Genomic DNA, 26182 nt, shown 5'->3' with positions numbered 1-26182 from the left:
AAATAAAATTTATAAACCACCCGCTAAGTCTAAATAATTACCGGTGGAAAAAGATGACTTCTCGCTTGCCAACCAATAAATAGCCTCGGCAACCTCTTCGGGTTGTCCGCCTCTTTGTAATGGAATAATACTCTTTAACCTTTCTATACGTTCAGGCTCTCCGCCGTCGGCGTGCATATCGGTATAGATTAGTCCTGGGCGAACACAGTTAACTCTAATGCCTTCTGCAGCAACCTCTAGCGACAAACCTTTGGTTAAGGTGTCTATTGCACCTTTTGATGCAGCATAATCGATGTACTCATTGGGCGAGCCTGAGCGGGCAGCACCAGAAGACACATTGACAATAACACCACCTAAACCGCTGTGGCGAGTCGACATGCGTTTAACTGCTTCACGACAACACAAAAAATAGCTAGTGACATTATTAGTTAGTATTGAATTAATACGCTCAGCTGTCATATCTTCTAATCGTGACTGTTTTTTCAAAATGCCTGCATTATTGACCAATACAGTTACTGTGCCCAATGCTTTATCTACGGTAGAAAATAAGCGCACTACATCACTTTCACGCGATACATCGGCTTGGACGGTAATACATTGACCACCATCAGCGGTGATAAGCTTAGCTAAATCATTAGCCGATTTTTCATCTGATTTGTAGTTAATACAAACCGCATAGCCGTTATGGGCAAATAGCTTTGCGGTTGCCGCGCCAATGCCTCGCCCAGCGCCAGTAATTATTGCTACTTTTGCTTTACTCATTATCTATCCTTTTAGAATTGACTAATACTATTGTGCCATATGTGTGATTTATTTAGGGGTAACCAAGTTAGCATTTTATTAACGGTGTTAAGCCGTGACTTGGTCAAACCATCATGCCTACTTGTTAATAATCCCTCAAACATGACTATCTTTAATTAACTTCTTCAATCATATTTCAATAACGTCATATTGTCGACAATTATCGAGCTGATTCCATTTTGGTATTGATATTTAGAATTTAACCTGTATTATTGTCGACAATGTGGTTTTTTGGAGATTGAAATGTGGTATAACTTTTTTGGTGCGATAAATACGCTGTTTATTTTTGTCAGCTTATACGGTGTCTATTTACAGCTACGTAAACTGTGGTTAAGAAAAGCAAACGGTAAGGAAAAGGTGACTGATGTATTATCACAAAACCAATTCACCATGAGTTTTTTGGCTTATTTTTCATTCTTTGTGTATGGCTATAGTATTGATATATTTAATCATTATATTGTTTGGCCAAGGCTGATTGCTTCGGTTTTGGTGATGTTGATATTGGTTGAAATGTGGAAAGACAGAAAATCTACGGCCTCGGTTACGAGCCTAGTATTGGTGAGTGTGTGTTTTACATTAGGAATAATAGGTCTAGCTTTTAATGAGAGCTTTGCTGATCACAGTAAACAAGTGTCGACAATTCTTATTATGATCATTACCTTGTTACTTGCTCAAGGATACACTCACCAAATAAAACTTATTATTAGCTCTGGCAAAACAGGGGCTATTGATATTCGTATGAGCCAATTCATTTTAATGATGGATATGTCTACAATTGCTTTTGCAATGACAATGGGCCTTGCTCAAGGTTGGCCGTTAATCGTTTTGGCTACAGTTAGCGGTACAACAAAAATCATTATTATGTATTTATTTCATTGGGCGAGGGTGAGCCCTGTAGCGAAAATTCGTAGTGAATGCGATTAACTAAAAAGTAATGCGCAATTCTGCCAAGGTTATACCCGTTACCATTCTCTCCATTCTTCTGTGACATCACCAGCAAACTCGACATTTGCAGCAGATATTACCTTTTGAATGAACTGACAGATATCTTCACGTTGCTCTGTTTCTATCAAACAATCACCACATTGGTGATTTAACGAATTCAGAGACAAAACTACCTTTTCAATATGTCCTTTTGCACTTTCTACTGTCTGTACTTCAGACTCCATAGATGACATGAACTCTAGCAGACTTGTTATACAAAGCGTCACATCCTTTGCGGTATAATCAGTCTCGTTTTCATCATCACCTTCAATAAAATCTAACATGTCGTACTGAATGACTTTAAGTAAATTTCTCATCTAACTTTCTCTGCTCCCGACCATAAAGCCTCTTATATTCTACTTAGCTATCATTATTTAATAAGCGCAACACCAGCAACTTCTACCACTGTTTTTGCATCTGCTCGCTCGATAATTTTTAATAAGGTCGTTTGAATCGTTTCGTCTTTTCTCGCATCGTCTTTACTGGAAAATGTTTGTTCCTGAGCAGCTGCGCCTTCTTCTTGGATAAAGCCTACAACAACTTGGGTTGCGCAGTTCACCGATTCACCAAAATAAGCGAGTGAAATTTGTGGATAACCCTGAAATCCCTTTTTAACTCTCTTTGCTATACGTTTTGTCGATTTATCTAAATTCATAATTGGTTCTCTGAAAAATATAATACCTCAATAAGAGGTTAAATAATGGCAGCTAAAAGACATGATAAATGAAGATAGCCAACTGTTTTGTATCTGTTTACTGGTACTTTATATGAATTAGTTACAACACGCCCTTTTTTCTTGAATGGGAGGGCATTTTACGGTTCCAAATGAGCAATAAACACAACAATCTCCGGCTAGGGGTTTAATAATAACGTGACATGAGGTGCATTTATAAAAATACTGACACGCATTTGTAAGCATAACCTCTTTTTTATTAAAACCACATTCAGGACAAGTAATAACTGACTCTAGAATTATATTGCTCATACAAGGTCTCTATCAGTAGATTTTATTATGTTTATTTCAATGACACTAACTGAGTTTACGTTGTGATTCAATATTTTGATCAAACAGCCTGATTAGTTTTACGAAAAGCATTATAATCACCGTAAGATTTTTATGAAAAATATAAAGTAAGGTAAATCATGAATACAAAAATATACAAGCACGTGCACTCGTTAGCTAAAGACTTAATGCAAGCGGTTCATAGAAAAAACCAAATTCGCTTCGATGAATGTTACGCTGAATTAAAGAAAGTATGTGAAGATAATGAAAGTAGCGATAAAGATCATCCGGTACAGTGGGAAACACTTGCTGATTTTACTGATGATCTTGAATTAGCCATTTCGATTTATGACAAAGCGTTAGTTAAAGCTGAAGCGATTAATTCTAAAGATTTTCTTTCATCAATCGCTTTTTCAATTGCGTCATTGCAAATAGAATTAGGTGATAAAGCGAGCGCTATTGAACATCTAAAAAATGCTAAAATTAATAGTAACAAAATTGCGGATAAAGATTTAAAAGCTGAAATCAGTGATTTATTAGAAGAGTTAGGTGTCGTAACAGAAGTAGCAGAGATTGTTGAAGTGCCAGAAGTGCCAGAAGTCGCAGAAGTAAAAGAAGTGCCAAAAAAATTGAAAGAATGGAAAGACTTGTAATAAACTACTCCGTTTTGTTGATTTGTTTTAAGGTTGATTAAGCTCTACCTAAATTGAAGTAGAGCTATAATCAATGCCAAAAATATTAACCACTAAGTCAATTAATTATTGGTTAATATCTTTGTCACTTTCATTATTCTTGAAGTGCAATAGATGCCATTTTCATAGTGCTTTCAAATGATTCTGCACCCGCAATAAATAAACCATTATGGCAAAACATAGCATCATCAATGCCAGTAACTTCTTTAAGCGCATCATCAGATAAACCAGCCCATTGTTTAGGTAGCGGTTTTCTGTCTTCGAATGAACCAGGTTCAACAGGTACGGTTTGAATTCTCCATTGGCCAGAAGGTGATGGGTAAACCATATATAAAGCTTCTTCAGATAAGGCATGAACTGTTCTTTTCCAAGGAGTATACTTTTCTAACACAATTACTCTTGAATCTTCTGCATTATCGATGGCTTTAGCCACAATATCTTTCGCATTGATACCGCCGCTAGCAGAGGCTATGAATCGTGTTAATACGCGTGATGCAAATTCAACGGCTTCATCAAAACAAGTATCAAAGTGGCTATCTTCTTGCCACGTTGGGTTAAACATTGAAATAGTTTGGCTAAGGCTGATACCTTGTGAAACACCTTCGACATGACCACAATCGATAGCATCAATCGTTGATACTAGACCAGCATCAACACTATTAGCTACTTCTTGGTTACCTTGGCATATTTCTAGGCCATATTTCTGCCAAATTAAACCAAATGAGGAATAAGGAATACCATTTTCGCGCTCTCCAGCACCGCCACGTTGATGGTGATCAAAACGGCCTGTTTCGGCATCATATTCACCACCTACATCTATCACAATATCTGCCTTACCAATAACCTCTAAATCACGCGTACGTATGAGCTTAAAAGAAGGGAAAATATTCTTAAGTGCAGCGATACTGAAAACATCATCTGCATGAAAATTACCATTGTGAGTTGCTATTACTTTATCATTCATTTGTTTATTATCATTTTAGAAAGGGATAAGAAGGGGCGTTCGTTTACTTTTACTGTTTGAACTTCCCCGTTTGAGACTTCTCTGATTTGGAGAATTTTACTAAGTAAAAATTATAGGGCGAATTCTATACGAAGACAGCTAACAAAAACAGATGATTTTTAATAACTAAACTATCAAAGAAAACGCCAATACATGGGCTGATTATTTTTACTAAGGTCGATTTAGCGTTACATAGTGTGAAGTAGGGCTGTAACCATCGCCACCCATTTTACCCACTGAGTCAATTAACTCTTGGTTAATGCCTTCATCAGTGTAGAGATCATCTCTTACATACACAGACTTTACATCTAAAAGTACAATAGTGCCCCCTGCGGGTAAATCACCAACAGAAATGACTTCTCTTAAGGTACATTCGTATCGAATGGGTGATTCAGCAACCGAAAAAGGAATGACATTACAGCTATTGCTTTGCCTAACCTGTGCTAGGTCAAACTCACTTTTATCAATGGCGATGCTGGCACTGGTGGTGTTCATTTTTTCCAATAAATGAGAATTAACAATGTTAACCACACATTCGCCGGTTTCTTTTAAGTTTTGCAAAGTGTCTTTATCAATGCCGCTTCGCTGAGTCACCTGTGTATAAATAAGTACAGGAGGATTACAGCTTGCCACAGTAAAAAAGGAATAAGGTGCAAGGTTGTCAATCCCGTCTTTTGAACGCGTACTAATCCAAGCAATAGGTCTTGGGGTTACACCGCCATTTAAAAGACGGTACTTTTCTTGAACGCCTAGTTCTGAAATATCAAAGTTCATCGATTACCCGTTTTTTCGTTTAAAAGTCATATAAAAGCCATACAAAACTATATACACCTAGGTTACCTAAAATGCAGAATTCAGCTTACATTAGAACCGGTTTTAGGCAAGGTATTGATTGTCTATTTTGGGCAGTTGACACTGACTGTTGAGCTCTATTGAACCAGTAAATATAGTCCAACAACTAAACCGAAATACATCATTAATGAAAAGACACTACCAACAATATTTAACGCAGTTGAGATACCAAAAAATTTGAAACTCAACACGCAAGATAGGGCTTTTGGACGTGATTGAAATGAATGAAAGTATTTAAACTCGGTTAACTTATTCGCTAATTCTTGATTACCTTTGATCTCATTATCAATTGTTTTGTCATAAGCAAAAGCAACCAAATAAAACAAGATTAAAAAGGCTAAAATGGATTCCATAACTAAAGTTCCTGATTTGTATAATGCCCAAATAAGGGGCTAAGTAATAGTGAGCTAAAATGTGAAGCGCTTCTTTGATGGGTTTAAAATCACTTTATACGGCGTTAAATAATCAAACCATAGAATGACTATGCTTAAATTATTTACCTTGCCTAAAGTGGTTTTAATTCCCACTGAAATTCTGCACTTTGATTGGTAACGGGTATATGTGAAATAAGCTGCTGTTGGTTATTGAAAAATGTGTTCATTAAATAGCATTTGTTTTATTGCACAAATAGAAGCCACCAGTCTCATAGCTTGATCAATTGCAGCATCCTTTTGTGAATCTGTTTTAAGGCTACTTATATGACTGTTGAAGCATACAAAGCCATTATTGATTAGTGATATCGCGATACAGGCATAATGGTAACCTTGTGAGTTTTCAATATTAAGATCTTGAAATGGTCTCATCATTAGTGAATCTAGAGTTCCCCCAGCTTTCAATGGATGAGCATTTCTACTCATGAAGTAAGGGTTTGTTACCGCCATTCTGCTACTCGCGCTAAGAACAATCTTTTTATCTGAATCGGACAACTCACCAACTTCAGATTTAATAAAATTTGTTACTTCTTTAGATTGGCTAGCAATAGCTGTTGCCCATGCGACTATTTTTCTATTCTCTTCTGAGAGGTGATTTTCTTGGGTGAATGTTGCTTTGAACAGATCTACTTGGTCTTTGAGTTCAGGTATGAGGGCTAATGATTTTTCAATGTTCATTAATATTCCTAAAAGTTTTATATTTTAATTAAATAAGTCTCACGCATATTTCGCATATTCCTCTTGGAACACCGACATCATGATGAAAAGTTTTTTCGAGAAGTTAAGTGGAGGCTTTATTTACCCAGTGCACTGATATGTATACCGACTATTCAAGCAGATAAATGTGGCGGGTAAATCCAGTCGGCTTAAATATTGTATAGAAGCGATAACAGTCAACTGTATCTATGTTTATTTAACCATTTATCATGTGTTAACTATACAGATTTACCATACGCCATCGAAAGCCATTTAATGACTTCAACATCAATATCAGCAATGTTTTTTAGTTGTATTCTATGAGTGCACATAGTTCCAAAAGGACCTGAATTCTCAAGGCGGCCTTGGACTTCAACATCTTTTAGTTTTAAGCCTAAATCTATTCTTGTTTTGGTTGCAGGTTTTATTAAGGCAAATTGTTTTTTTCTAATTAAACTCACACTGCCTTTTTTGGCGTAATTATAACATCGCTACCAAGTTTTACGATGGTAGAAATCAGCAGGTTATAAATTGGTGTAAGTGACTCTTTACCAATATATTGATTTACCACCAAGTCTTCAGAAGATTCATTTTTTTCTTTTGATAAAGTGACTATTGTGTTGGCAAATCCATGCGTTAATCCGTATTCAGTTTTCAAAAAACTCACAGCCATTGAATGTTTTTCTAGGTTTTCTTTATGCAAGATTTTAAGCCACTCTTCTAACTTCTTTCCTGTTTTCTCAGGCATATTATTAATCATTGTTTGAAGTGCTTTATCCATCTTCTCCACCTTTTGATTCAAAATAAAATGCCCGTTTAATGAGCTTTCTGGACTATGACGTGCTTACTTAAGTTAAAACACCTTATTGATTACTTACACTAATACTTGTCGTGTATTCTTGATGTAGTGATGGATATGACGCTCAATTTTAGAGTCAATCATTTCTTCTGGTCGACAACCATTGGGGCAGGGCATATTCGGTGTTGTGCCAAATACGCGGCAGATCAACGGACGTTCGTCATAAACTTTACAACCATTAGGACCCAAATGTACGCAATTATATTGGTCTAATGCGGCCTCATGCTCAGCGTCAGTTTTCACCGGCAGGCGAGACATTTCTTCTGAAGACGTTGTTACTGGTCCGCAACAATCGTGACAGCCGGGTGTACATTTAAATGTCGGAATACGCTCACGCAGACTGTCGACTATCTCTTTATTATTGTTCATGAATACCTGATTCTTTGTGCAGTTCCTGACAATTATAGTTCTATATCTAATCTAATAGAAGCTGACAATGCCTTTAAATTTAATGTGGTTGTTATGAATCTGTTACTCTTTGACTTCTTTTATTCTCGCTACTACAAACAGTGAATCATCTTCTTTAAATTCTTGATAACTCAGCGTAGAGAGTATGTCGTATGATTCTGAAATAATACTGATTAGTTCGGCTCGATTATAGTAAGTAAATAACAAACCATTCATTTCTTCATCTTCGTCACCCAGCCAGAATGAATGGGCTATAAGACCTCTAGAAGATAAAAACTTTGTTTGTTGTAAAAGAGACTCTTTTAATTCTTCTTTAGTGAAATGGTGAAGTACTTTATTTGAATAAATACAATCATATAGTTCACTCAATTCAAGATTTTTCGCATTGAGCTTTATAAAAGGGACTTCAGGATGTTTTTCTTTACAAACGTTCAAGAAGGCTTCTGATAAATCAGATCCCGTAATTGAATAAACTCTCTTTAAATACTCAATATCCAACCCACCACCTGAGCCTAACTCAAGTAATGTCGAGCCAACTGGCAATGACTTGCTCAGAAGCTTATAGATATTAGTTCCATCATAACCGTTGCACATTTTAATGTACTTTTTGACATTTACTGGGTCATCATAAAAATTCATGAAGCCTCCTGTACTTATAAAGCTTAGCGATCTAGCTTATGGACAAAGTTTAATTGGCTAGAGTAAGTGACGAAGGAAAAAGCCAACAGTATTTTGTGCTAGTTTATTAGTTTGTCGTTACGTAAGTGGTTCGTTATTTTTACTATCAATAGGTCAATGACTCAATAGCATCAGAGACAGTTAGAAAGTGAATTTTAGTGAGGCAAAGACTAGCCTTTTTAAACTCATGAGCGCGTATTAAACTCGTCACTTCGTTTGCAACTAATATCCGCTTTGTTTTGATTAGCGATAGCTTCCCTGAAGTTGACTCGATTAAATAGCTATTGCCAACAGAGTCAATAACATAGTCGTTATCACACAGGAGTAATTCACGGCATTCAGAAATAAAATCTTGCTCAGAACCCAAGTAAATCAACTCGTCATCGCCATCTAACTTTAGTGTGCATGGCCACGAAATCATAAGAATTCCCTCGATAAATATAATGCCCAAGAGAGGGCTTATAATAGTTGGCTACAATGTAAACTAAGTGGAAAGTAACCAACAGCTACGTATTTTTACTTATCTTTTGTAAGGTTTATTTATGACTACCATCACACAATGGTTGTGATGCCGTGAGCTTACAACCACAAAAAAATAATTTTGTTGACTCTGTTGCGGTAAATCTTACCGGCGAGAATTCAGAGCCTTTATGAGAACCATCACAAAATGGTTGTTTCTCACTCTTACCACAAGAACACCAAGAATATTTTTTACCTTCTTCAACTTCTATTGCAAAGGGGGTATTAGATGCTCGTACTGGTTTAGTCATGATAATTCTCCATAATTTAATGTAAACATAACGCCGCAGTATGCGGTATTTAATTGTTTGATAAAATGGTGAAACAAAGTGGAGCCGAGAAATTTGCTACGAATCCAACTAAATTGCCTTGTTAACTAGTCGTCCTGCTCTACGTAGATTATATCTTCTACTTTAAAACCACGTTCTTTTGACATAGTGATAAATTTTTCAAGCACCTCAGCTTCAACAGTAGGCGTTCTTGATAAAAGCCAGAGATAATCAGAGTTTGGTCCTGAAATAAAAGCATATTGATAGTGTTCATGATCTAACTCAAAAATAACATAAGAGCCGTAAAATGGCCCAAAAAATGATACTTTTAAATATCCCTCGGTGTTTTCATTGATAAAATAAGCCTTTCCTTCGGCTTCTTGCCACTCATTATCCGAGGCGGAAAATCCACGGTTGAGAACTGAAACACCACCATCATTCTTTGTGCTATATTCAGCGGTAACTTGACTCAATCCTCTTTCAAAAGAATGGTCAAGCCGAGCGATTTCATACCATTTACCCAAATAATTATTTAATTCAAAGTCTGATACTGGCTTGACCAATTTAGGCATGCCTAAGCAGCTACTAAGAAGAAAAACGCCTATAATTATTAGTGCTCTATACAATCGAAGCTCCATGGATATGTAACGCCCATTTAAGGTAGTGATAACAGTTGGCTAGATATTAAACGGATCTAAAGCAGCCAACTGTATTCTATCTCGGTTGAACAACATGTTATTCGCTGTCGGCACCCTCAGTAGGCTGAGATTCCTGCGGTTGTTCATTGTCCACACCTGCTTTCTTCAAGCGTTTCTCTTCTTTCTTTTTCTTTTTAGCTATTTCTTTCTGGCGTTTTTCGAAAGAGTAATTTTGCTTAGCCACTAGTATTCTCCTAACTTAACTTCAAGACTTAAGCCTTAGAATACGGTATTTCCCAGCAGAATGCGCTACTCATTGCATCAACAGTACCCGTAACTGCTTCAGAATAGGAACAATAAGGCGTGCACAGAGCACTTAAGGCAAATAACATTTTACTAAGAGGTAAATAATAGAGTGAGTAAAACTGTGTAGTGAAATAGAATGTAGCCAACAATTTATTGTTGTGTTGAACTGTTGGTTATGTGAATTAACTTCTTTTATTCAATGACTTGAATGTTTTTTTAAGGACTGAATAAACAAGTAATAATGTACCTATAATTATTGTTAAAACACCCAGTGGCAAAAATAAACTTTCATGAAGAACAAGATTTTCGTCAAGGTATTGATAAAACGTGTTTTCTACAGTTAGAAAGACAATGCCTATAAATATAAAGAATAAACCTAGGGTTACGATGGTATTTTTAAAGCTAAGATTCATTAGTTTATCCATAAATTTAACGACAGATACTTGCCATACTGTTAATGCCTTGATAACTGGTTAAATAACAATGGGCTGAATTATTTGTTATGTTTCTATTTTCTAGTCTTAAGTAATATTAAACGGATTGCAAAAGTTAATAGAAATAGAACAAAATATAAACTGAGTATTAACTCATGGAATATAAAATTAATAATGAATTCTGGCGTAAAAAATAACGTTATAGAACCGCCTTCATTAAGTTCAAATCCAATTTCAATAAAAAACATTAACACCGTTAATGGCACTATAAAATAAAGAGTATTCTTAATAGAAAGTATTAATATTCTATAATAATCATCCTTTTTTAGGGAACTCACCGATAATAATTCCTTTGTGTAACGTTGAACGATTGTTTTATTATAAAACTAACGTCCTAGTAAGAGCTGGCAGTCCCGTTTTATTATCTTGTCATATGAAAATTAAGTACCAGAACAAGTACAAGCTAAATCACCATTTTTTTGGAATCATTCACTATACACGCCTCGTATACATTCTCTTTGAACCTGAGAGCAGTCTTGGCTATTAACGCCGCTACCTACAGGAGAATAAGTACAGGCCGATATAAATAAAGCGAGAAACAAACCGAAAATTTTCATATAAACTCCATTTCATATAACGCCCACTAAAGGGCACATAATTGTTGTCAAAGTATTGAGCTAGGCGAAAACAGCAAGCTGTATTTTGTCCCGCCTGAATTGATTGTTATAGCGCTGATTCCACCGACATTGCAAGTTTTTCAATGCCATGAGATGGAGTCCACCTTTTGAATTCAACAAAGCCATGTTTCTTGTATAAATTGATTGCTGGAGTATTTACAACAGCTGTTTCTACAATTGCCTCTGAAAAATCGAATTTCTCTAGAACATAGGTTATTAATTTATCTGCGATACCTTTCCTAAAATAATTAGGGTCAACAGTGAAACTATTAATTTCTAAATGCTGATTTTCTATAACAATCTCTATAACTGCAGCGAGACATTCATTCTCACTAAAGCCATAAAATAATGTTTTTGAATTTTCTATATCTTTAGCACTTCTCGATAGAGGAGGAAAATCGAGAGTACCTATAAGTTGAGCTTCAATTTTGTAAGAATTTTGAAATACAGTGAAAATTTGGTTTGCTACTTCTTCATTCAAATTATCAAGTTGATTGATCATACTACGCCTATCCTAAAAATTTACATTACTCGGTAAGCCCTCATTTAGGGCAATAATATTGTTGACTAAAATGATCGACGCAACAGCTAACAGTTATTTTTTAATAACCGTTTTGCGCTCTTTTTCATACTCTTCGTAAGACTTACTCTTAGTATTGGTACATTCTACATGTTGCTCTTCAGTTTGAGCTTTATTGACACACTCACTTTTTTGGTAGTCTTGACCTACTTGGTATAATTCTTTGTTACTGCAAGCTGTTAGTAAGATTGCAAACAAGAGGGAAACAATAAATTTATTCATAGAATTACCTAAAATGTTTGATGCTAATATTTATCAGTAATAGAGTGATTTATTACTCATAAAGTTCAACAAAAATGAACGTTGATGAAAACTTAGCTCCCTCGTTAATGAGGGGGATTTAGTTTGATAAAATGTTGAGGAACGAAAACAGCTAACTGTTAAGTGCCTCGTCTGAATTGGCTTGTTATAACTCTTTAACTAAACAATATGTAGTATGGCCTTTTGGATAATCAGGTAACTCACCAAATACCTTGTAACCTAGCTTTTCATAAAAAGGTTTTGCTTGGAAGCTAAGAGTTTCAGTACGCATGTAGCCAAACCCTTTATCTTTAGCAAATTTTTCAGCTGCTTCCATTAAATTGCTACCAAGCCCTAAGCCTCTAATTTCTTTAGATAACCAGAGCAACTCAATAGTGCAGTAGTTCCAGAATGCATTTGCTCTAATGCCTCCTAAGACTTTTCCATTTTCGTCTTTAGCAATGACAGCAAATCTGGTGTCTTTTTCAAAGCCAACTTCATCAGGTAGGTAATCTTTATTAAAAGAGCCAATACCGACACTTAATGCTTTAAGATCTTCCTCAGTAGGTGAAGTAGTTACTACAAGATTCATATGTTTCGACATCCAAGAGAGTTATAACGCCCAAATAATAGGCTAAGTAATGGTTGGCTAAAATGTGCGAAGAACAAAACAGCCAACTGTTACGTGTCCTTGTTTATTTTCTTGTTAGGTTGTTTAGCGTGCAGAAAAACCGCTTGGAAAACTGCAATAGACTCTTTGATAATAAAAATCCGCACTACAAAGTACTGATGAAGTGCGGATTTTTAATTTTTATGCAAGCGTTTAACGCTCTTATTCGCTAAGCTTTCTTAGTTTTTATGTAGTCGTTAACTAGGTCAGTTAAGACGTTAAGCGGTACTGGACCGTTCTTTAATACTACGTCATGAAACTCACGGATATCAAACTTATCACCTAATTGAACTCTAGCATTTTCACGTAATTCAATGATTTTATTCATACCAATTTTGTAAGCTGTCGCTTGTGATGGCATAACTACGTGACGTTCTACCATTTTTACGGCATCAGATAAGGCATTAGGCGTATTAGTCGCGTAGTACTCTATGCCTTGTTCACGCGTCCATTGTTTAGTGTGAATACCAGTATCAACCACTAAACGACATGCACGCCATAATTCCATAGCTAAACGGCCAAAGTCAGAATAAGGGTCTTGGTATAAACCAATTTCTTTAGGGATCATTTCACTATAAAGACCCCAACCTTCAGTATGAGCGGTATAGCCACCAAATTTACGGAACATTGGAATGCCAGTTAGTTCTTGCTTGATAGCTAACTGCATGTGATGACCCGGAATACCTTCGTGGTAGGCTAGCGCAGCCATTTGATAACTAGGCATAGCTTCCATGTCATAAAGGTTGGCGTAATAAATACCCGGGCGTGAGCCGTCTGGAGCAGGGCGCTCATAAAATGCTTTACCCGCAGATTTTTCTCTAAAACCTTCAACCGCTTTAACTTTTAGTTTTGCTTTTGGTTTGGTTAAAAACAAGGTGTCTAAGCGGCTTTGCATATCATCAATAAGTGCTACCGCTTCTGCTAAATAACGCTGTTTTCCTTCGTCAGTAGCAGGATAGTAAAACTGCTGGTCGTTACGCATGAAATCGAAAAACTCGTTAAGGCTGCCGTCAAAGCCAACTTGTTTCATAATCACACGCATTTCATTATGAATACGTGATACTTCACTTAAACCAAGGTTATGAATTTGCTCTGAGGTTAAATCAGTTGTGGTGGTGCGTTTTAAAGCATTATTGTAAAAGGCTTCACCGTCAGGGAACTTCCAAGCACCATCACGGGTGTCTGCTTTTTTCTCAAGCGTTGCTAAGTAAGTGATTAATTGTTCGTAACCTGGTTTTAAGTTATCAATTAGTGCTACTTTTATGTCAGTAATTAGAGTTTTTTTCTCGTCATCACTAATACTTAGTTCATTAATTTTTCGAGTGAAGTCGGCAAAAATTGTACTGTTAGGTTTGTCATCAAACGGGGCACCAACAAGAATATTTTTTGAGTCTCTAATAACATGTGGGAAGACAAATTTAGGGGCAATGATTCCTTTTGCTTCACGCAATTTAAGCTGTTCAACAAGTTGTTCTAGTAATTTTTGAGCACCGCGAACACGAGCAATATAATCTTGTGCTTCTTTAACGTTACTGATTGAGTGCTGGTTAATTAAAAAAGCAGGTATTTGTGAATGGGTGCCATGCATTTGATTAACAGGGTAACTATGAAAGCGCCATTTATAATCTGCGATATGATTTTCTAGGTTTTGAATGAATAAGTTAAGGCTTATTTTAGTTTGTACATCAAGCGTAGTAGCGTCAATAGCTTGAATTCGTACAAGGTTTTCTTTAGCGATTGCTAACTCATTTGCTGCGTTTGATTCTGAAAGATCATTCCATTTATCGTAATCTGTTTTAATACCTAAATAGGTTTGTCTAACGGGATCACGGTTAACCCCTTCTTTGAAAATAGTGTCAAATAACGCATTGGCCTGTTCTGAGGCTGATGTTGCTTTAACTGTGGTTACCTTAACAGGGGCAGTTGTTTGTTCGTTATTTTGAGGTAAAGCTTTTTCTTCTGAACAAGCACTGAGTAAAGCTGCGGCGACAGCGACAACTAACAGGGATTTTTTAAATGTCATTCTATTCTCATTTCACTTATATGTTATGCATTTTCTTCAGTGTGCCTTAATGCATGTTGCTAATTCAATGAAAGCTCGACAGAATGCTATAAAATTACGACCAACAGGTGTTGCCCACCGTACAAAAGAAGTAAACTTAGCGGTAACATTATGTACATGGAAACCCCGTAAATGAAATTTACCGTTGGCTTTAGAAAAGTTAAGCATGAAGATATAGATTTTTTGTTGGAGTTACGTAGAAAAACGATGACCCAACATTTGCTAGCGGCGGGTATTCGTATGACAGACGAGCAACATTTGGTTCGAATAAAAGAACACTTTTATGAAAGCCATATTATTTTAGCAGACCGTAAACCTATCGGGCTGGTTAAAATGGGCGTGTTATCACTTAATAATACGGGTAAAAGTTTGCATATTAGACAGATACAAATTATGCCTAAGTATCAGGGCAAGGGCATTGGAAGTAAGGTACTTACGGTGGTGAAAAAACGTGCGTTACAATTGTGCTTACCGATCACCCTAAATGTTTTATTGAAAAATCCGGATCGGGGTTTGTACTTGCGTCATGGTTTTCAAGTTGAGAAGAAAACCCGGTTAGAATTTCAATTACGTTGCCCATTAGAAGTAATTGCCGCTTAACTAGATATAACCTAGGGCGACAATCATTATCATCGAATTTAGTCAGTACTTTATCTAATAAATAAGTCCGCTGCGTTTTACTTTGTTCGGGTCAATACGTGATGGCGTAATAGAACCATCAACCAATGGCGTTGTTGCTATTGCCAGCATTTTAATCACTTGTAACATTGAGGGTAAGTTCAAGCTATTAATATCATCTGTGACTTGATGATAATGTTGGTCTTTATCAAGCTGCGTGCTACTAAAGCTATGAGCAGGGACTCCTAACCTAGCTAATGTTGCATTATCTGAACGATAGAATAAGTTTTGCTTAGGGTAAGGATCAGCATAAACTTTCAGGTTTTGTGGCGCTAACGCTTGGTTTAGCTGTTCACCTAGGTTTGAGCGATCCATACCTGTCATCCAAACAGTGCCATCACCAAATACAGCAGGTTTACCGACCATTTCAATGTTAATCATGGCAGCTATTGTTGTTGGTTCTACGTGAGTAGAAAAGTGTTTTGAGCCAAAACCACCGATCTCTTCGGCGCTAAACGCGGCAAACATTAACGTTCTTTCGTTATTGTCCATTTTAGCAAAGTGGTTTGCTAAATTGATAATGGCAGACACGCCAGAAGCATCATCATCGGCACCATTAAAAATATCACTACTTTGTTGTGCATTACTATTAGGTGCTTCATCAATGCTAGGTTTAATACCTAAGTGATCATAATGAGCTGAGTAAAGTACAATTTCGTTAGCTTTGCTTTTACCTGGTAAAATACCGACTACATTACTTAAAGAAGTACTGGTAACCTTGGCATTGCCTTTGACGTTAAATTGTATCACTTTACTAATATCAGTTAACGCAATAACGATAACACCACCTTGCTCAGTGGCGCTTTCATTAACGAGCTTAGTTAAACCACGAGCAAAGTAACTTTGATAGCGTTTAAAGCTCTCTTCATGTTTTGGATGAAGTAATACTAAATGCTGACCGCCTTGATTATTTAACTCACTCAGCGATTTTCGCATGTTGTCGTCTTCACCAACCATGACAATATTTACGGGGAGATTTTTTATTGCTTGATTGCTTAATGTTTGAGTAGTGACAGACGAATCATTTTTTTCAACAGTACTATTCCATTCAAAATCTGTCGCTGTTGTAGCCATCGATAATGATTCGCTATCAAAGGCTTGACCATTAATTTCAACCGTAAGCGTATTTGGCGTGATTCTCTGCACCAAATATTGTTGTTTGAAATTTAGATCGCTTGGTGCTGGCGTAAGACCTACTTCGTTAAACCGTTTAGCAATAAAGTCGGCGGCTTGGCGGATATTAGGCGTAAAGTTATTTCTCCCTTGAAGATCGTCACTAGCTAAGTAACTAACATCTTGGGTAATTTGCTCTAAAGTAATAGTGTCATCTACAGTAACAGGGACGTTTTCCTTCGCCTTTTCATCAAACCCTAAATGCATATTGCTACAACCGGTTAATGATAAACTGGCTAGTGACAGCAGTGTTAGAGAAGCAGCTAAGGCTACTGGCTTTAAACGTTTGTCAGTCATATTTTTAGTTGTTTTTAATGTCATAAAGGGTAGTCTCTTACTTGAGTTTTTTTGTTTCAATCAATAGGGTTTCTTCACCTGAAGTTAACCACAATTGACCATCTTGGATGCTGCATTGAAATTCCATATTACGGCTGAGAAGTTTTACTAATGCTTCGCAAGTACTTGTCTCGAACTGCTCTATGGTTAAACGCTCAAATTTATTCAGGTTTTGCTCAGCTTGAGACCACCAGGTATTTACGCTACTGCCATAACAATACAGTTTTACCGCTTTTGCTTGGTTACAAGCTTTTTTAAGACGCTTTTCATCTAGCTGACCAAGTTCAATCCATAGGTTGATTTCACCGCTGTAATTTATTTGCCAAAGGGCTGCCTCGGTTTCATCACTAACGCCTTTACCAAATTGCAAATCTTCGTGGGCATTGAGGACATAAGCAATTAGACGCACCATTAATCGTTGTGGTGTTTCTGAAGGGTGTTGAGCAAGGGTAAGTTGCAAGCTGTCGTAATAATTACGATCCATATCGGCGAGTTCGATATTGGCTTTGTATATAGTTGCTTTAAGGGCCATGTGTGCTTTGAGGTGATAAATAATGGCGGTATCATAACAGTATGGGGCTAACTTGCAAAAGCTTGCCAAGATAAAGTAATCCGTTTGGGTTTACGATGATTGTAAAATAGGCAGTATTTATCAAATGAATAACTAGGATAATGTTAATTAATTCTACTTATGGTGAGATTTAAAGCATGATAAAGTCACAGAAATAAATCTACTCATTTATCTTTATTCTTTAAGAGGCTCACATGACAATTCAATCTTTTTTTCCGCCACAGCGCACTTTGATGGGACCGGGTCCGTCAGATGTTAGCCCGCGTGTTTTATCTGCCTTAGCAAGACCTACCATTGGGCATCTTGACCCTTGTTTTGTTGCCATGATGGATGAAGTAAAAGAGTTACTTCAATATGCCTTTCAAACTACAAACAAGTTTACTATGGCTGTATCGGCTCCTGGCTCTGCAGGTATGGAAGCTTGTTTTGTTAATTTAATTACCCCTGATGATACTGTTGTTGTTTGTGTTAATGGTGTATTTGGTATGCGTATGATTGAAAATGTTAATCGTATTGGTGCTAAGTTAGTTGTTGTTGAAGGTGAATGGGGCAGAGCAGTTGACCCGCAAGCATTAGAAGCATCACTTAAAGAAAACCCACAAGCAAATTTTGTTGCGTTTGTTCATGCTGAAACATCTACAGGGGCATTATCCGATGCCAAAACATTGTGTGCTATCGCCAAAAATCATGATTGTTTAACTATTGTTGATGCCGTAACGTCCTTAGGTGGTGTTGAGCTGCGTGTTGATGAGTGGCAAATTGATGCAGTGTATTCAGGCAGTCAAAAATGTTTATCTTGTGTACCTGGTTTATCACCCGTAAGTTTTAGTGATAAAGCTGCTGAGGTGATTCAAAATCGTGGTATTCCGGTACAAAGTTGGTTTCTTGATCAATCGCTTGTTATGGGGTATTGGTCGGGAGAAGGTAAACGTAGTTACCATCATACTGCTCCTGTTAATTCTTTATATGCATTACATGAATCGTTAGTTATGCTAAAAAATGAAGGTCTAGAAAACAGCTGGGCTCGACATAAAACCATGCATGATAAATTAAGTACAGGGTTAGCTGAGTTAGGTCTAGACTTTATAGTGCCAGCAGATGAGCGATTACCACAGCTAAATGCCGTATATATCCCAGAAGGTATCGATGACGCTAAAGTAAGACAATTTTTACTTAATGAATATAACTTAGAGATTGGCGCAGGTTTAGGTGCTTTTGCAGGTAAAGCATGGCGTATAGGCCTAATGGGTTATGCTGCACGAAATGAAAATGTTACATTATGCTTAGCAGCGTTAAAAGAAGCGTTAAAGCAATAACTGCAAAAGTAAAACAGCTGAGTTGTAATAGCTAAATAGAAAAAGCCCTGTACTGATATTTATCGGTACAGGGCTTTCTTTTCTATGAGTTATTCATTAGCGATTTATTGTGAGCTAATTTTACCAACTACCGCTATTTTCCATACTTAACCACGGCTCTTGTGGCTCTAAGGAACCATCTTTTTGTAATAACTCTATCGAGATACCATCTGGTGAGTTAACAAAAGCCATATGACCACAACGAGGCGGTCTGTTAATTGTTATGCCGCCGTCTTGTAATTTTTGACACGTTTGATAAATGTTATCAACCTCGAACGCTAAATGACCGAAGCTACGCCCCGCAGTATAATCTTCAGTAGAACCCCAGTTGTAAGTCAGCTCAACTTCAGGTCCGCCAATCTCGGTAGCTAAATAAACCAATGTAAATTTACCTGCAGGTACTTCAATACGTTTTGTTTCAATTAGGCCAAGTTTATTTATATAAAAATCAAGTGATTGGTCTAGATCACGTACACGTACCATAGTATGTAAAAACTTCATAAGGCTCTCTTTTTCTTTGTTTATGGTTAGGGGAAATAAAATAGGTAGCACCACGTTGCGATCAGGCTGAAGTTTATCTATGCATATAATTTGCATAGTTTGTGCGTAAAACAAAAAAATTTTCAGTAATACAAACGCCACATTGAGCTTTTAACAGACCTTAAGCTTTTGAATTGTTTACGTCAACCTAGTGAGCTTATTCACGTTTATCTGTCTTTAACATTAAATAAGCGATTACTTTTTTGCGTAATCAGTACTCTTGTACAATAATTAATCCCTTATGAAAGAAATTAAGTCTTGGGTTGTATGTTTTCCTTGTTTTCTTTTTGAAATTTAATTTGAGGAAATAAAAATGAAAAGTATATTTTTAACAATTATTATTGTGATGATTAGCTTTAACGTTTATGCCGAAGACAAACCTTATACTCTGGGGACTGTCTGGGAAGTATCCTATATAAAAGTTAATGACGGTAAACTTGAAGATTACTTAAAAAACCTTAACAGTGGTTATTACCCGATTTATGAAGAATTCAAGAAGAAGGGCTGGATAACATCATACAAAGCAATCAGCTTCAATCGTAACAACCCCGATGATTGGAATTTAATGCTATTAACGGAATACCCAAACTGGGCAACCTTTGATAGAAAAGAAGCAGAATGGGAAGCTGTCGTTGATGCAGTCTTTAAAAATAAGGAAGCTCAAGAAGACAGTGATGAAGATAGAGAAAATATTAGAGTTTTATGGGGCTCAAAAGTGGGGAGAGAAATGATACCTGTAATCTAAATGGTCTATATAAAATAGACTGAATAAAAATTATCTAAAGAGAGTTACCGCGCCAATCTTATCACATGAGTTGGCGCTTTTTTATTGAGTTTTAGTTGTTAGGTCTTAACGCAACCAATAGGTAAAATTAATCACCGACTTTATCTTTAAACTCACATAAATCTTCAATGATACAAGAGCCACACTTCGGTTTTTTTGCTGTGCAGGTGTAACGTCCATGCAATATGAACCAATGGTGTAAGTTAAACATAAACTCTGTTTTTTTCGGTGTTAATTTTATGATATTTGCTTCAACCTGATCCACTGTTTTACCTGGGGCATATTTAGTTCGGTTAGCAAGCCTATATATATGAGTATCTACCGCTAAAAAATAGTTACCTTCATTATCTTTTAGCCAGCCAAAAGCGGTGTTCAAAACCACATTAGCTGTTTTACGTCCAACGCCTGGAAGTGCTTCTAGCGCGGCTCTATTTTCCGGAACTTCACCACCATGTAAATCGACTAACATTTGACACGTTTTAATGGTGTTTTGTGCCTTGGTATTAAATAAACCAATAGTCTTTATATAGCTTTTTAAGCCATCGAGACCAAGATCTAAAATTGCTTGAGGCGTATTGGCAACAGGGTAAAGTTTGGCAGTCGCTTTATTCACCCCTACATCAGTTGATTGAGCCGAGAGTAGCACGGCAATGAGCAATTCAAACGGGCTAGAAAAGTTTAGTTCTGTGGTTGGCTCTGGATTCTCGTCACGAAGCCGGGTTAACATTTCTATGCGTTTTTCTTTATTCATGACTCGACTCTTTTATTCTAGGTTATGTGTAAAGCTCTACGTATAAAGCGTCATCTGCTTGGCCACACCTAGGTTTTATCTTTAAGAATACTTATGGTTAAGAGTCAAAATTTACGCGGACTCTTTCTATTACTTGTTCAGTATCCACTACTTTTTTGGATTTTATATGGCTATCGATAGCATTTTTAAGTGCAATTAAAATACCCATAGCGATAAATGCACCGGGCGGCAAAATAGCTAATAAAAATTGACTATCGAGTTGCATTACTTCAATTCGAAGGACACTAGCCCAATCGCCAAGTAATAAATTGGCACCATCAAAAAGTGTTCCTTGCCCAAGGATCTCTCTTATTACACCGAGTAAAATTAAGATAATGGCAAAGCCTGAGCCCATCATTAGCCCATCAAAGGCTGATTGTTTGATGGGATTTTTAGAAGCATAGGCTTCAGCTCGACCAATAATGGCGCAGTTAGTCACGATTAACGGCAGGAAAATCCCTAATGATTGATAAATACCGTAAGTAAAGGCATTCATTAGTAATTGTACGCAAGTTACAAAGGCAGCAATAATCAAAACAAAAATAGGTATACGAATTTCTTTGGGTACCCAATGACGGATTGCTGATACGGTAATGTTAGAGCAGATGAGTACTAACATCGTTGCAAGGCCAAGGCCTAAGGCATTCGTTACGGTTGATGTTACGGCGAGTAAAGGACACAAACCAAGCAGTTGTACTAAGCCAGGGTTGTTCTTCCATAAACCTTGTATGGCTAACTCTTTATACTCTGCCTTCAGTTCAGCTTTGAGTACTGCAGCAGCTTCTTGCTCATCAATGTTGTCAGTAATATCAGCTTCATTACTATTTGGTGGTGCTATTTCATTGCTCATTAGCAGCCTCGCTAATTGGTGATATCGATTTAGTTGTTGATGTTGATAAGGCTTCGCCACAGGCATTTGGACGAGGTATTAAACTGCCTTTGTGTTGATTAAAGTAATTTAGCGTGCTTTTAACGCCTTTTACTACCGCGCGCGGCGTAATGGTCGCACCAGTAAATTGATCGAACATGCCGCTATCTTTACTAACTGCCCAGCGTCTATCATTTTCTGAAAGTATTCGTTTTCCGGTAAAGCTTTTTATCCAATCACTTTTTCTAATTTCTATCTTGTCACCTAAACCGGGGGTTTCTTGGTGCTTGAGTACTCTAACACCACTTACAGAGCCGTCATTGTTAATAGCCATAATAAAATCAATATTACCATTATAGCCTTGTGGCGCAGTACTGGTTATAGCAACGGCAACGACTTCTCCCGCTTTTCTCGCAATATAGGCCGTTTTAACTTTATTTGAACCCAGTTCAGGCGCACTCATCATAATACAATCATTGGCGATGTCGTTGTCATAACGACTGGGTTCAATAATGCTATGCAATGTTCTTAATAGCTGTTGTTGTTCCTGAACTTTAATTCGATCTTTAGTTAGTTCACTCACTAAACTAACCGCCAAAGTACAGGCAATAGCAAAGAGTGCAAGAATTTTGGTGTTTTTAGATATGGCAATAGTCAGTGGTGACTTTAGCGTATTATCTTTGTTAGCTTTATCGCTATTATTACCGTCAATGGCATCATTTTTTTCACTATGTACATTATTTTCAGAGCCTTCAGGCTTGGATTTTCCTTGTGACGAATCAGTGTTATCAGACATTACTTATCTCCCTTCTGGTGACCGTAAGTGCGAGGGCGAGTGTATTGATCAATCAAGGGAGCAGACATATTGCAAAGTAAAATAGCAAAAGCCACACCATCAGGGTAACCACCTGAAGTGCGGATTAAATAAACCAATAAGCCGGCAAGTAAACCTACAACGATACGACCTTTATTACTGGTAGCACCGGTAACAGGGTCTGTCAGAATAAAAAATGCACCTAGCATAGTCGCACCTGAAAACCAGTGAAACATAGTTGAAGCGCTACTGTCTGGGCTGATGCTATAACCGATAAAAGAGCAGATAAATAAGCTTAATAAAAAGCTTACAGGGGTCTGCCAAGCAATGGCTTTTCTTGAAATGAGAAACAGTCCACCTAATAAAAATCCAGCATTGACCCACTCCCAACCTAAAGCAAGGTTTTCACCAAAGACGGGACTTTTAATGCTTTCAAGTACGGTTAAACCTAAACCTGTGTTAGTTTTTAGCGTATCAAGCGGTGTTGCCATCGTGATACCGTCAATACTTGTGCGTACTTGTTCTACTGAATAACCTTCAACGGTAAAGCCTGTTAAAATTGTTGTTAATGTATTGCTAAAGTTTAGATCCACAGCCACCAATGTTAGTGGTGGTTGCCAGAGTGTCATTTGCAAAGGAAAAGACACTAACAACATAACATACCCAGCCATGGCAGGGTTAAATGGATTATGACCTAGTCCTCCGTACAGTTGTTTAACTATGACAATGGCAAACATTGTTCCAATAACAGTGATCCACCAAGGGGCTAATGCCGGTAAACATATACCGAGTAATAAAGCAGTTAAGAATGCACTACCATCAAATAATTCATGAGAAATAGGCTTTTTACGTAGCGACAATACGGTAAATTCACAAATAATTGCTGTTGTCATGGCTAAGCCAATGTGAATTAAATTTCCCCAACCAAAAAAGTACCATTGGGCCAAAACGCCAGGTAGCGTCGCGTATATCACCAAACGCATTAAGTTAGGTGTTTTCGTGTGGTTATGGTTATGTGGTGAACTTGCTATCCAAAATGCCATTAATTATGTCGACTCGTCGGGTTGTTTCGCTGATAGATTTCTATTTGAGTGTTTTTATATTGACTCATAACTTATACACCATCTCGGTCATTTTCTTCAACTGTGTTGGCTTCTTTAAGTTTTTTCTTTGCTTTAGCTTTAGCAATGGCAGCGGCAATTTTTGCTTTTTTATCGGTTGCTGCGACAGGTTTGTTTTCACTTTCAGCAATATTATTTTGTACCATTTTTTCTGGCTGCAAGGGCTTACTATCTATTTCTGTTGCGTTGTTCGTAGAAGTAAGAAGACTTGTTTCGTTAACTTCTACTTTTCCTTCGTTAGCTTTTGCTAGCGCTTTATTTTTTGCCTTAGCAATGGCGGCAGCTATTTTTGCTTTTTTGTCATCCGAACTTACTGTCTGTTCAGGTAAACTATCTTCGGAATCTTTTTCTAAGCCTGGAACCTCAGCAGATTTACTGAGTTTTTTTGCCTTAGCCTTAGCAATTGCAGCAGCTATTTTAGCTTTTTTATCATCCGAACTGACTGTCTTTTTGGGTGAAGTATCATCGGAGTCTTTTTCTAAGTCAGGAGCCTCGGCAGATTTACTGAGTTTTTTTGCTTTAGCCTTAGCGATGGCGGCAGCTATTTTTTCTTTTTTATCATCAGTGCTCGCTTGCTGAGTTGAAGCAGACTTTTCTTCTATTGCATTATCTACAATACCATCACTAGTTGACGGTTTCTGAACGGCTTCTTCTTTAAGCTTTTTCTTTGCTTTGGCTCTGGCAATAGCGGTTGCGACTTGAGATTTTTGATCAACAGCGGTATCTGTAGGCAAATCATTTTGAGAGTCTGATGTGTTTACTTGGCTTTGACCTTTTGAAGCTTTCTTAGCTTTTACACGCGCTAGTGCTGCTGCAACTGCAGATTTAGCCCCTGTAGCTTCTGGTGTTGCTTTATTCATAGCGGCTTTACGTGCAGCCGCGGCTTTTTGATGTTTTTCTTGTCGAGCTACTTTTTCTTTTTCTAAGCGTAATTTACGTGCTTCAAAACGAATTTTAGCTTTTTCTGCTTTTAAGTCTAGTTGTTGCTGTTCACGTATTTCAGCTTTAGCAATACGGTAGTAATGCACCAGCGGAATTTGACTTGGACAAACATAGGCGCAGGCACCACAATCGATACAATCACGTAAATTAAGTTTTTCTAATTGTGAATAATCTTTAGCTTTTGCGCTCCATTGCAACTCTTGCGGAAGTAATTGGCTAGGACATACATCGCTACATTGACCACAACGAATACATTCAACCTCTTTACTTTCTTTTTCAAAAGCACTCGGCATTTCTTTTTTACTGGGTACTAAAATACAGTTACTGGTTTTAACAATAGGAACAAGTTCACTAGATACACTAAAGCCCATCATAGGACCGCCCATGATCACAGTCTGCTTTTCATTCTTAATATTTTCCACACTACATTGTTCAAGCAAGAAATTAATTGGCGTACCAAGTAATGCCCAAACATTTTGTGGTTTATTTAATGCTTGTCCAGTCACAGTAACAACACGACGTATAAGGGGAGTGTCATGTCTAACCGCTTCATTAATAGCAAAACAAGTGGCAATGTTTTGCATCACAATGCCATCATGTATGGGTAATCGACCTGAAGTGACTTCTTGACCAGTTAAAATTTGAACCAGCTGCTTTTCACCACCCGTAGGATACTTAGTAGGCACGATGCAAACTTTGATTTTTTCTATAGCAGCGGTGGCCTGTTGTAGTGCTTTAATAGCCTTGGGTTTGTTGGCTTCTATGCCAATTAAAATAACGGCAGGGGTCAACAGTCTATCAATGATTTTTATGCCATCTACAATGGCATTACTTTGTTCCATCATTAATAAGTCATCAGCGGTGATGTAGGGCTCACATTCTGCGCCGTTAATGATAAGAAATTTAATATCGGGCTTGCTGCTTACTTTTATATGGGTAGGAAAACCTGCACCGCCCATGCCAGCAATACCAGCATCAGCAATTTTTTTAATTATTTCATGGTTAGATAGCTGTGCTAAATCCGTACAAACGTCTCTTTTACGCCAAGTGTCTTCGCCATCTACATCGAGAAAAACACATAATTGACTTAAGCCAGATGGGTGGGCGATTACCGACATTTTAATAGCACTGATCGTTCCACTAGTAGGTGCGTGAATTGGCACTACCATAGGATTAGTACTTAGCGTTAGGGCTTGCCCTTTTAATACGTGTTCACCGATGCTAACGAGTAAATCACCTTCTCGGCCGATATGCTGCTGCAGTGGAATAATTAACTGTTTTGGTAAAGCAAGCTGCTTGATCGGTTTGTTTGAAGTTAGAAATTTTTGTTCAGGGGGATGAATGCCGCCATGAAAGTCCCAAAAATGTCCACGCGTGATACGCTCTATTACTGATTCCACCATATTCT

Annotated in this window: 32 protein-coding genes and 1 pseudogene; 5 read left to right on the top strand and 28 right to left on the bottom strand. The window is 37.3% G+C overall.

Annotation, left to right across the window (positions count from 1 at the left end; translation table 11 throughout):
• Nucleotides 1-9 precede the first annotated feature (9 nt).
• On the bottom strand, nt 10-762 hold the full coding sequence (locus ESZ36_RS01105; RefSeq protein ID WP_146782338.1) for an SDR family oxidoreductase: 753 nt from the start codon (nt 760-762) through the stop codon (nt 10-12).
• 282 nt (nt 763-1044) lie between these two features.
• Here ESZ36_RS01105 and ESZ36_RS01100 point away from each other — a divergent pair, with 282 nt between their 5' ends.
• On the top strand, nt 1045-1725 hold the full coding sequence (locus ESZ36_RS01100; protein ID WP_146782335.1) for a hypothetical protein: 681 nt from the start codon (nt 1045-1047) through the stop codon (nt 1723-1725).
• Between the two features lie 38 nt (nt 1726-1763).
• On the opposite strand, the gene ESZ36_RS01095 is transcribed toward ESZ36_RS01100, so the two are convergent.
• The 3 genes from ESZ36_RS01095 to ESZ36_RS22725 all read right to left on the bottom strand — a co-directional run bounded on the left by ESZ36_RS01095 (nt 1764) and on the right by ESZ36_RS22725 (nt 2770).
• Complete coding sequence (locus ESZ36_RS01095) at nt 1764-2102, bottom strand: hypothetical protein (RefSeq protein WP_146782332.1); 339 nt, start codon at nt 2100-2102, stop codon at nt 1764-1766.
• 53 nt (nt 2103-2155) lie between these two features.
• The gene (locus ESZ36_RS01090) at nt 2156-2440 is read right to left on the bottom strand and encodes a hypothetical protein (RefSeq protein ID WP_146782329.1); all 285 of its coding nucleotides are present in this window, start codon (nt 2438-2440) and stop codon (nt 2156-2158) included.
• Between the two features lie 117 nt (nt 2441-2557).
• A complete protein-coding gene (locus ESZ36_RS22725; RefSeq protein WP_146782327.1) occupies nt 2558-2770 on the bottom strand; it encodes a GDCCVxC domain-containing (seleno)protein in 213 nt (70 codons plus the stop codon).
• Between the two features lie 158 nt (nt 2771-2928).
• Between ESZ36_RS22725 and ESZ36_RS01080 the strand changes: the two are divergent.
• Nucleotides 2929-3336: pseudogene (locus ESZ36_RS01080) on the top strand (tetratricopeptide repeat protein); the annotation flags it as partial.
• 238 nt (nt 3337-3574) lie between these two features.
• On the opposite strand, the gene ESZ36_RS01075 reads toward ESZ36_RS01080, so the two are convergent.
• The 16 genes from ESZ36_RS01075 to ESZ36_RS01005 all read right to left on the bottom strand — a co-directional run bounded on the left by ESZ36_RS01075 (nt 3575) and on the right by ESZ36_RS01005 (nt 14763).
• Nucleotides 3575-4444 carry an MYG1 family protein gene (locus tag ESZ36_RS01075; RefSeq protein WP_146782321.1) on the bottom strand — a complete coding sequence of 290 codons (870 nt, stop codon included), beginning with the start codon at nt 4442-4444 and terminating at the stop codon, nt 3575-3577.
• A 210-nt stretch (nt 4445-4654) separates the two neighbouring features.
• A complete protein-coding gene (locus ESZ36_RS01070) occupies nt 4655-5257 on the bottom strand; it encodes a flavin reductase family protein (RefSeq protein ID WP_146782318.1) in 603 nt (200 codons plus the stop codon).
• A gap of 155 nt (nt 5258-5412) precedes the next feature.
• Nucleotides 5413-5688, bottom strand: a complete 276-nt coding sequence (locus tag ESZ36_RS01065) for a hypothetical protein (RefSeq protein WP_146782315.1) — start codon at nt 5686-5688, stop codon at nt 5413-5415.
• A 228-nt stretch (nt 5689-5916) separates the two neighbouring features.
• Nucleotides 5917-6444 (bottom strand): hypothetical protein, encoded by a 528-nt coding sequence (locus ESZ36_RS01060; protein WP_146782312.1) that lies wholly within the window; start codon nt 6442-6444, stop codon nt 5917-5919.
• Between the two features lie 257 nt (nt 6445-6701).
• Nucleotides 6702-6923 (bottom strand): DUF5655 domain-containing protein, encoded by a 222-nt coding sequence (locus tag ESZ36_RS22720; protein WP_246128942.1) that lies wholly within the window; start codon nt 6921-6923, stop codon nt 6702-6704.
• Nucleotides 6920-7243: a DUF4287 domain-containing protein gene (locus ESZ36_RS22715; RefSeq protein WP_246128941.1), complete on the bottom strand. Its 324-nt coding sequence runs from the start codon at nt 7241-7243 to the stop codon at nt 6920-6922. Before ESZ36_RS22715 ends, ESZ36_RS22720 begins: the two co-directional genes overlap by 4 nt.
• A 93-nt stretch (nt 7244-7336) precedes the next feature.
• Nucleotides 7337-7690, bottom strand: coding sequence for a YkgJ family cysteine cluster protein (locus tag ESZ36_RS01050; protein WP_146782309.1), 354 nt, complete (start codon nt 7688-7690; stop codon nt 7337-7339).
• Between the two features lie 102 nt (nt 7691-7792).
• Complete coding sequence (locus ESZ36_RS01045) at nt 7793-8368, bottom strand: class I SAM-dependent methyltransferase (RefSeq protein WP_146782306.1); 576 nt, start codon at nt 8366-8368, stop codon at nt 7793-7795.
• A 145-nt stretch (nt 8369-8513) separates the two neighbouring features.
• On the bottom strand, nt 8514-8828 hold the full coding sequence (locus tag ESZ36_RS01040; RefSeq protein WP_146782303.1) for a DUF4144 domain-containing protein: 315 nt from the start codon (nt 8826-8828) through the stop codon (nt 8514-8516).
• 115 nt (nt 8829-8943) lie between these two features.
• Entirely contained in the window at nt 8944-9177 is a 234-nt protein-coding gene (locus tag ESZ36_RS01035) for a CDGSH iron-sulfur domain-containing protein (protein ID WP_146782300.1), read from the bottom strand.
• Nucleotides 9178-9302: 125 nt separating this feature from the next.
• On the bottom strand, nt 9303-9833 hold the full coding sequence (locus tag ESZ36_RS01030; RefSeq protein ID WP_281285017.1) for a lipocalin family protein: 531 nt from the start codon (nt 9831-9833) through the stop codon (nt 9303-9305).
• Nucleotides 9834-9930: 97 nt separating this feature from the next.
• Entirely contained in the window at nt 9931-10077 is a 147-nt protein-coding gene (locus ESZ36_RS22465; protein ID WP_170235749.1) for a hypothetical protein, read from the bottom strand.
• A gap of 1219 nt (nt 10078-11296) precedes the next feature.
• Nucleotides 11297-11752, bottom strand: a complete 456-nt coding sequence (locus tag ESZ36_RS01020) for a GNAT family N-acetyltransferase (RefSeq protein WP_146782292.1) — start codon at nt 11750-11752, stop codon at nt 11297-11299.
• Between the two features lie 93 nt (nt 11753-11845).
• Nucleotides 11846-12052, bottom strand: a complete 207-nt coding sequence (locus ESZ36_RS01015; RefSeq protein WP_146782289.1) for a hypothetical protein — start codon at nt 12050-12052, stop codon at nt 11846-11848.
• Nucleotides 12053-12236: 184 nt separating this feature from the next.
• Nucleotides 12237-12662 (bottom strand): GNAT family N-acetyltransferase, encoded by a 426-nt coding sequence (locus ESZ36_RS01010; protein ID WP_146782286.1) that lies wholly within the window; start codon nt 12660-12662, stop codon nt 12237-12239.
• 247 nt (nt 12663-12909) lie between these two features.
• Nucleotides 12910-14763 (bottom strand): DUF885 domain-containing protein, encoded by a 1854-nt coding sequence (locus ESZ36_RS01005; protein WP_146782284.1) that lies wholly within the window; start codon nt 14761-14763, stop codon nt 12910-12912.
• 171 nt (nt 14764-14934) lie between these two features.
• Between ESZ36_RS01005 and ESZ36_RS01000 the strand changes: the two genes are divergently transcribed.
• Nucleotides 14935-15402 (top strand): GNAT family N-acetyltransferase, encoded by a 468-nt coding sequence (locus ESZ36_RS01000; protein WP_146782280.1) that lies wholly within the window; start codon nt 14935-14937, stop codon nt 15400-15402.
• Nucleotides 15403-15456: 54 nt separating this feature from the next.
• Here ESZ36_RS01000 and ESZ36_RS00995 read toward each other — a convergent pair whose 3' ends face one another.
• Together ESZ36_RS00995 and ESZ36_RS00990 are read right to left on the bottom strand one after the other, a co-directional pair.
• Nucleotides 15457-16974 carry a M28 family peptidase gene (locus ESZ36_RS00995; RefSeq protein ID WP_146782277.1) on the bottom strand — a complete coding sequence of 506 codons (1518 nt, stop codon included), beginning with the start codon at nt 16972-16974 and terminating at the stop codon, nt 15457-15459.
• Between the two features lie 13 nt (nt 16975-16987).
• The gene (locus ESZ36_RS00990) at nt 16988-17521 is read right to left on the bottom strand and encodes a YaeQ family protein (protein WP_146782274.1); all 534 of its coding nucleotides are present in this window, start codon (nt 17519-17521) and stop codon (nt 16988-16990) included.
• A 233-nt stretch (nt 17522-17754) separates the two neighbouring features.
• On the opposite strand from ESZ36_RS00990, the gene ESZ36_RS00985 reads away from it, so the two are divergent.
• Nucleotides 17755-18876 carry a pyridoxal-phosphate-dependent aminotransferase family protein gene (locus tag ESZ36_RS00985; protein ID WP_146782271.1) on the top strand — a complete coding sequence of 374 codons (1122 nt, stop codon included), beginning with the start codon at nt 17755-17757 and terminating at the stop codon, nt 18874-18876.
• 120 nt (nt 18877-18996) lie between these two features.
• Here the strand turns inward: ESZ36_RS00985 and ESZ36_RS00980 are convergent, their stop codons facing one another.
• A complete protein-coding gene (locus ESZ36_RS00980; RefSeq protein WP_146782269.1) occupies nt 18997-19416 on the bottom strand; it encodes a VOC family protein in 420 nt (139 codons plus the stop codon).
• Nucleotides 19417-19768: 352 nt separating this feature from the next.
• Between ESZ36_RS00980 and ESZ36_RS00975 the strand changes: the two genes are divergently transcribed.
• On the top strand, nt 19769-20200 hold the full coding sequence (locus tag ESZ36_RS00975) for a hypothetical protein (RefSeq protein WP_146782266.1): 432 nt from the start codon (nt 19769-19771) through the stop codon (nt 20198-20200).
• A gap of 127 nt (nt 20201-20327) precedes the next feature.
• Here the strand turns inward: ESZ36_RS00975 and nth are convergent, their stop codons facing one another.
• From nth to rsxC, 5 genes are all read right to left on the bottom strand, one after another.
• On the bottom strand, nt 20328-20990 hold the full coding sequence (nth, locus tag ESZ36_RS00970; protein ID WP_011043012.1) for an endonuclease III: 663 nt from the start codon (nt 20988-20990) through the stop codon (nt 20328-20330).
• Nucleotides 20991-21087: 97 nt separating this feature from the next.
• Nucleotides 21088-21879, bottom strand: coding sequence for an electron transport complex subunit E (locus ESZ36_RS00965; RefSeq protein WP_246128940.1), 792 nt, complete (start codon nt 21877-21879; stop codon nt 21088-21090).
• Entirely contained in the window at nt 21869-22693 is an 825-nt protein-coding gene (gene rsxG / locus ESZ36_RS00960; protein WP_211357743.1) for an electron transport complex subunit RsxG, read from the bottom strand. The genes ESZ36_RS00965 and rsxG overlap by 11 nt, the downstream gene beginning before the upstream one ends.
• Nucleotides 22693-23754 carry an electron transport complex subunit RsxD gene (gene rsxD, locus ESZ36_RS00955; protein WP_146782263.1) on the bottom strand — a complete coding sequence of 354 codons (1062 nt, stop codon included), beginning with the start codon at nt 23752-23754 and terminating at the stop codon, nt 22693-22695. The genes rsxG and rsxD overlap by 1 nt, the downstream gene beginning before the upstream one ends.
• A 71-nt stretch (nt 23755-23825) precedes the next feature.
• Nucleotides 23826-26177 (bottom strand): electron transport complex subunit RsxC, encoded by a 2352-nt coding sequence (gene rsxC / locus ESZ36_RS00950; protein WP_146782261.1) that lies wholly within the window; start codon nt 26175-26177, stop codon nt 23826-23828.
• Between the last annotated feature and the right edge of the window lie 5 nt (nt 26178-26182).

The organism is Colwellia demingiae, assembly GCF_007954275.1.
In the GTDB taxonomy this organism is placed as follows: domain Bacteria; phylum Pseudomonadota; class Gammaproteobacteria; order Enterobacterales; family Alteromonadaceae; genus Colwellia; species Colwellia demingiae.
Note: the sequence above shows the minus strand (reverse complement) of the source record. Positions and strands in the feature narration are given on the sequence as shown.

Excerpts from the sequence above, each read along its gene's own strand:
- ESZ36_RS01090 (WP_146782329.1), bottom strand. The coding sequence starts at position 2,440 with ATGAATTTAGATAAATCGACAAAACGTATAGCAAAGAGAGTTAAAAAG.
- ESZ36_RS00995 (WP_146782277.1), bottom strand. The coding sequence starts at position 16,974 with ATGACATTAAAAACAACTAAAAATATGACTGACAAACGTTTAAAGCCA.
- rsxD (WP_146782263.1), bottom strand. The coding sequence starts at position 23,754 with ATGGCATTTTGGATAGCAAGTTCACCACATAACCATAACCACACGAAA.
- rsxC (WP_146782261.1), bottom strand. The coding sequence starts at position 26,177 with ATGGTGGAATCAGTAATAGAGCGTATCACGCGTGGACATTTTTGGGAC.
- ESZ36_RS00985 (WP_146782271.1), top strand. The coding sequence starts at position 17,755 with ATGACAATTCAATCTTTTTTTCCGCCACAGCGCACTTTGATGGGACCG.
- ESZ36_RS01045 (WP_146782306.1), bottom strand. The coding sequence starts at position 8,368 with ATGAATTTTTATGATGACCCAGTAAATGTCAAAAAGTACATTAAAATG.
- ESZ36_RS01060 (WP_146782312.1), bottom strand. The coding sequence starts at position 6,444 with ATGAACATTGAAAAATCATTAGCCCTCATACCTGAACTCAAAGACCAA.
- ESZ36_RS01030 (WP_281285017.1), bottom strand. The coding sequence starts at position 9,833 with ATGGAGCTTCGATTGTATAGAGCACTAATAATTATAGGCGTTTTTCTT.
- ESZ36_RS01105 (WP_146782338.1), bottom strand. The coding sequence starts at position 762 with ATGAGTAAAGCAAAAGTAGCAATAATTACTGGCGCTGGGCGAGGCATT.
- ESZ36_RS22715 (WP_246128941.1), bottom strand. The coding sequence starts at position 7,243 with ATGGATAAAGCACTTCAAACAATGATTAATAATATGCCTGAGAAAACA.
- ESZ36_RS01040 (WP_146782303.1), bottom strand. The coding sequence starts at position 8,828 with ATGATTTCGTGGCCATGCACACTAAAGTTAGATGGCGATGACGAGTTG.
- ESZ36_RS01070 (WP_146782318.1), bottom strand. The coding sequence starts at position 5,257 with ATGAACTTTGATATTTCAGAACTAGGCGTTCAAGAAAAGTACCGTCTT.
- ESZ36_RS01010 (WP_146782286.1), bottom strand. The coding sequence starts at position 12,662 with ATGAATCTTGTAGTAACTACTTCACCTACTGAGGAAGATCTTAAAGCA.
- ESZ36_RS22725 (WP_146782327.1), bottom strand. The coding sequence starts at position 2,770 with ATGAGCAATATAATTCTAGAGTCAGTTATTACTTGTCCTGAATGTGGT.
- ESZ36_RS01050 (WP_146782309.1), bottom strand. The coding sequence starts at position 7,690 with ATGAACAATAATAAAGAGATAGTCGACAGTCTGCGTGAGCGTATTCCG.
- rsxG (WP_211357743.1), bottom strand. The coding sequence starts at position 22,693 with ATGTCTGATAACACTGATTCGTCACAAGGAAAATCCAAGCCTGAAGGC.
- ESZ36_RS00975 (WP_146782266.1), top strand. The coding sequence starts at position 19,769 with ATGAAAAGTATATTTTTAACAATTATTATTGTGATGATTAGCTTTAAC.
- ESZ36_RS01000 (WP_146782280.1), top strand. The coding sequence starts at position 14,935 with ATGAAATTTACCGTTGGCTTTAGAAAAGTTAAGCATGAAGATATAGAT.
- ESZ36_RS01100 (WP_146782335.1), top strand. The coding sequence starts at position 1,045 with ATGTGGTATAACTTTTTTGGTGCGATAAATACGCTGTTTATTTTTGTC.
- ESZ36_RS01005 (WP_146782284.1), bottom strand. The coding sequence starts at position 14,763 with ATGACATTTAAAAAATCCCTGTTAGTTGTCGCTGTCGCCGCAGCTTTA.
- ESZ36_RS00990 (WP_146782274.1), bottom strand. The coding sequence starts at position 17,521 with ATGGCCCTTAAAGCAACTATATACAAAGCCAATATCGAACTCGCCGAT.
- ESZ36_RS00965 (WP_246128940.1), bottom strand. The coding sequence starts at position 21,879 with ATGAGCAATGAAATAGCACCACCAAATAGTAATGAAGCTGATATTACT.
- ESZ36_RS00980 (WP_146782269.1), bottom strand. The coding sequence starts at position 19,416 with ATGAAGTTTTTACATACTATGGTACGTGTACGTGATCTAGACCAATCA.
- ESZ36_RS01020 (WP_146782292.1), bottom strand. The coding sequence starts at position 11,752 with ATGATCAATCAACTTGATAATTTGAATGAAGAAGTAGCAAACCAAATT.
- ESZ36_RS01095 (WP_146782332.1), bottom strand. The coding sequence starts at position 2,102 with ATGAGAAATTTACTTAAAGTCATTCAGTACGACATGTTAGATTTTATT.
- ESZ36_RS01035 (WP_146782300.1), bottom strand. The coding sequence starts at position 9,177 with ATGACTAAACCAGTACGAGCATCTAATACCCCCTTTGCAATAGAAGTT.
- ESZ36_RS01075 (WP_146782321.1), bottom strand. The coding sequence starts at position 4,444 with ATGAATGATAAAGTAATAGCAACTCACAATGGTAATTTTCATGCAGAT.
- ESZ36_RS01065 (WP_146782315.1), bottom strand. The coding sequence starts at position 5,688 with ATGGAATCCATTTTAGCCTTTTTAATCTTGTTTTATTTGGTTGCTTTT.
- nth (WP_011043012.1), bottom strand. The coding sequence starts at position 20,990 with ATGAATAAAGAAAAACGCATAGAAATGTTAACCCGGCTTCGTGACGAG.
- ESZ36_RS01015 (WP_146782289.1), bottom strand. The coding sequence starts at position 12,052 with ATGAATAAATTTATTGTTTCCCTCTTGTTTGCAATCTTACTAACAGCT.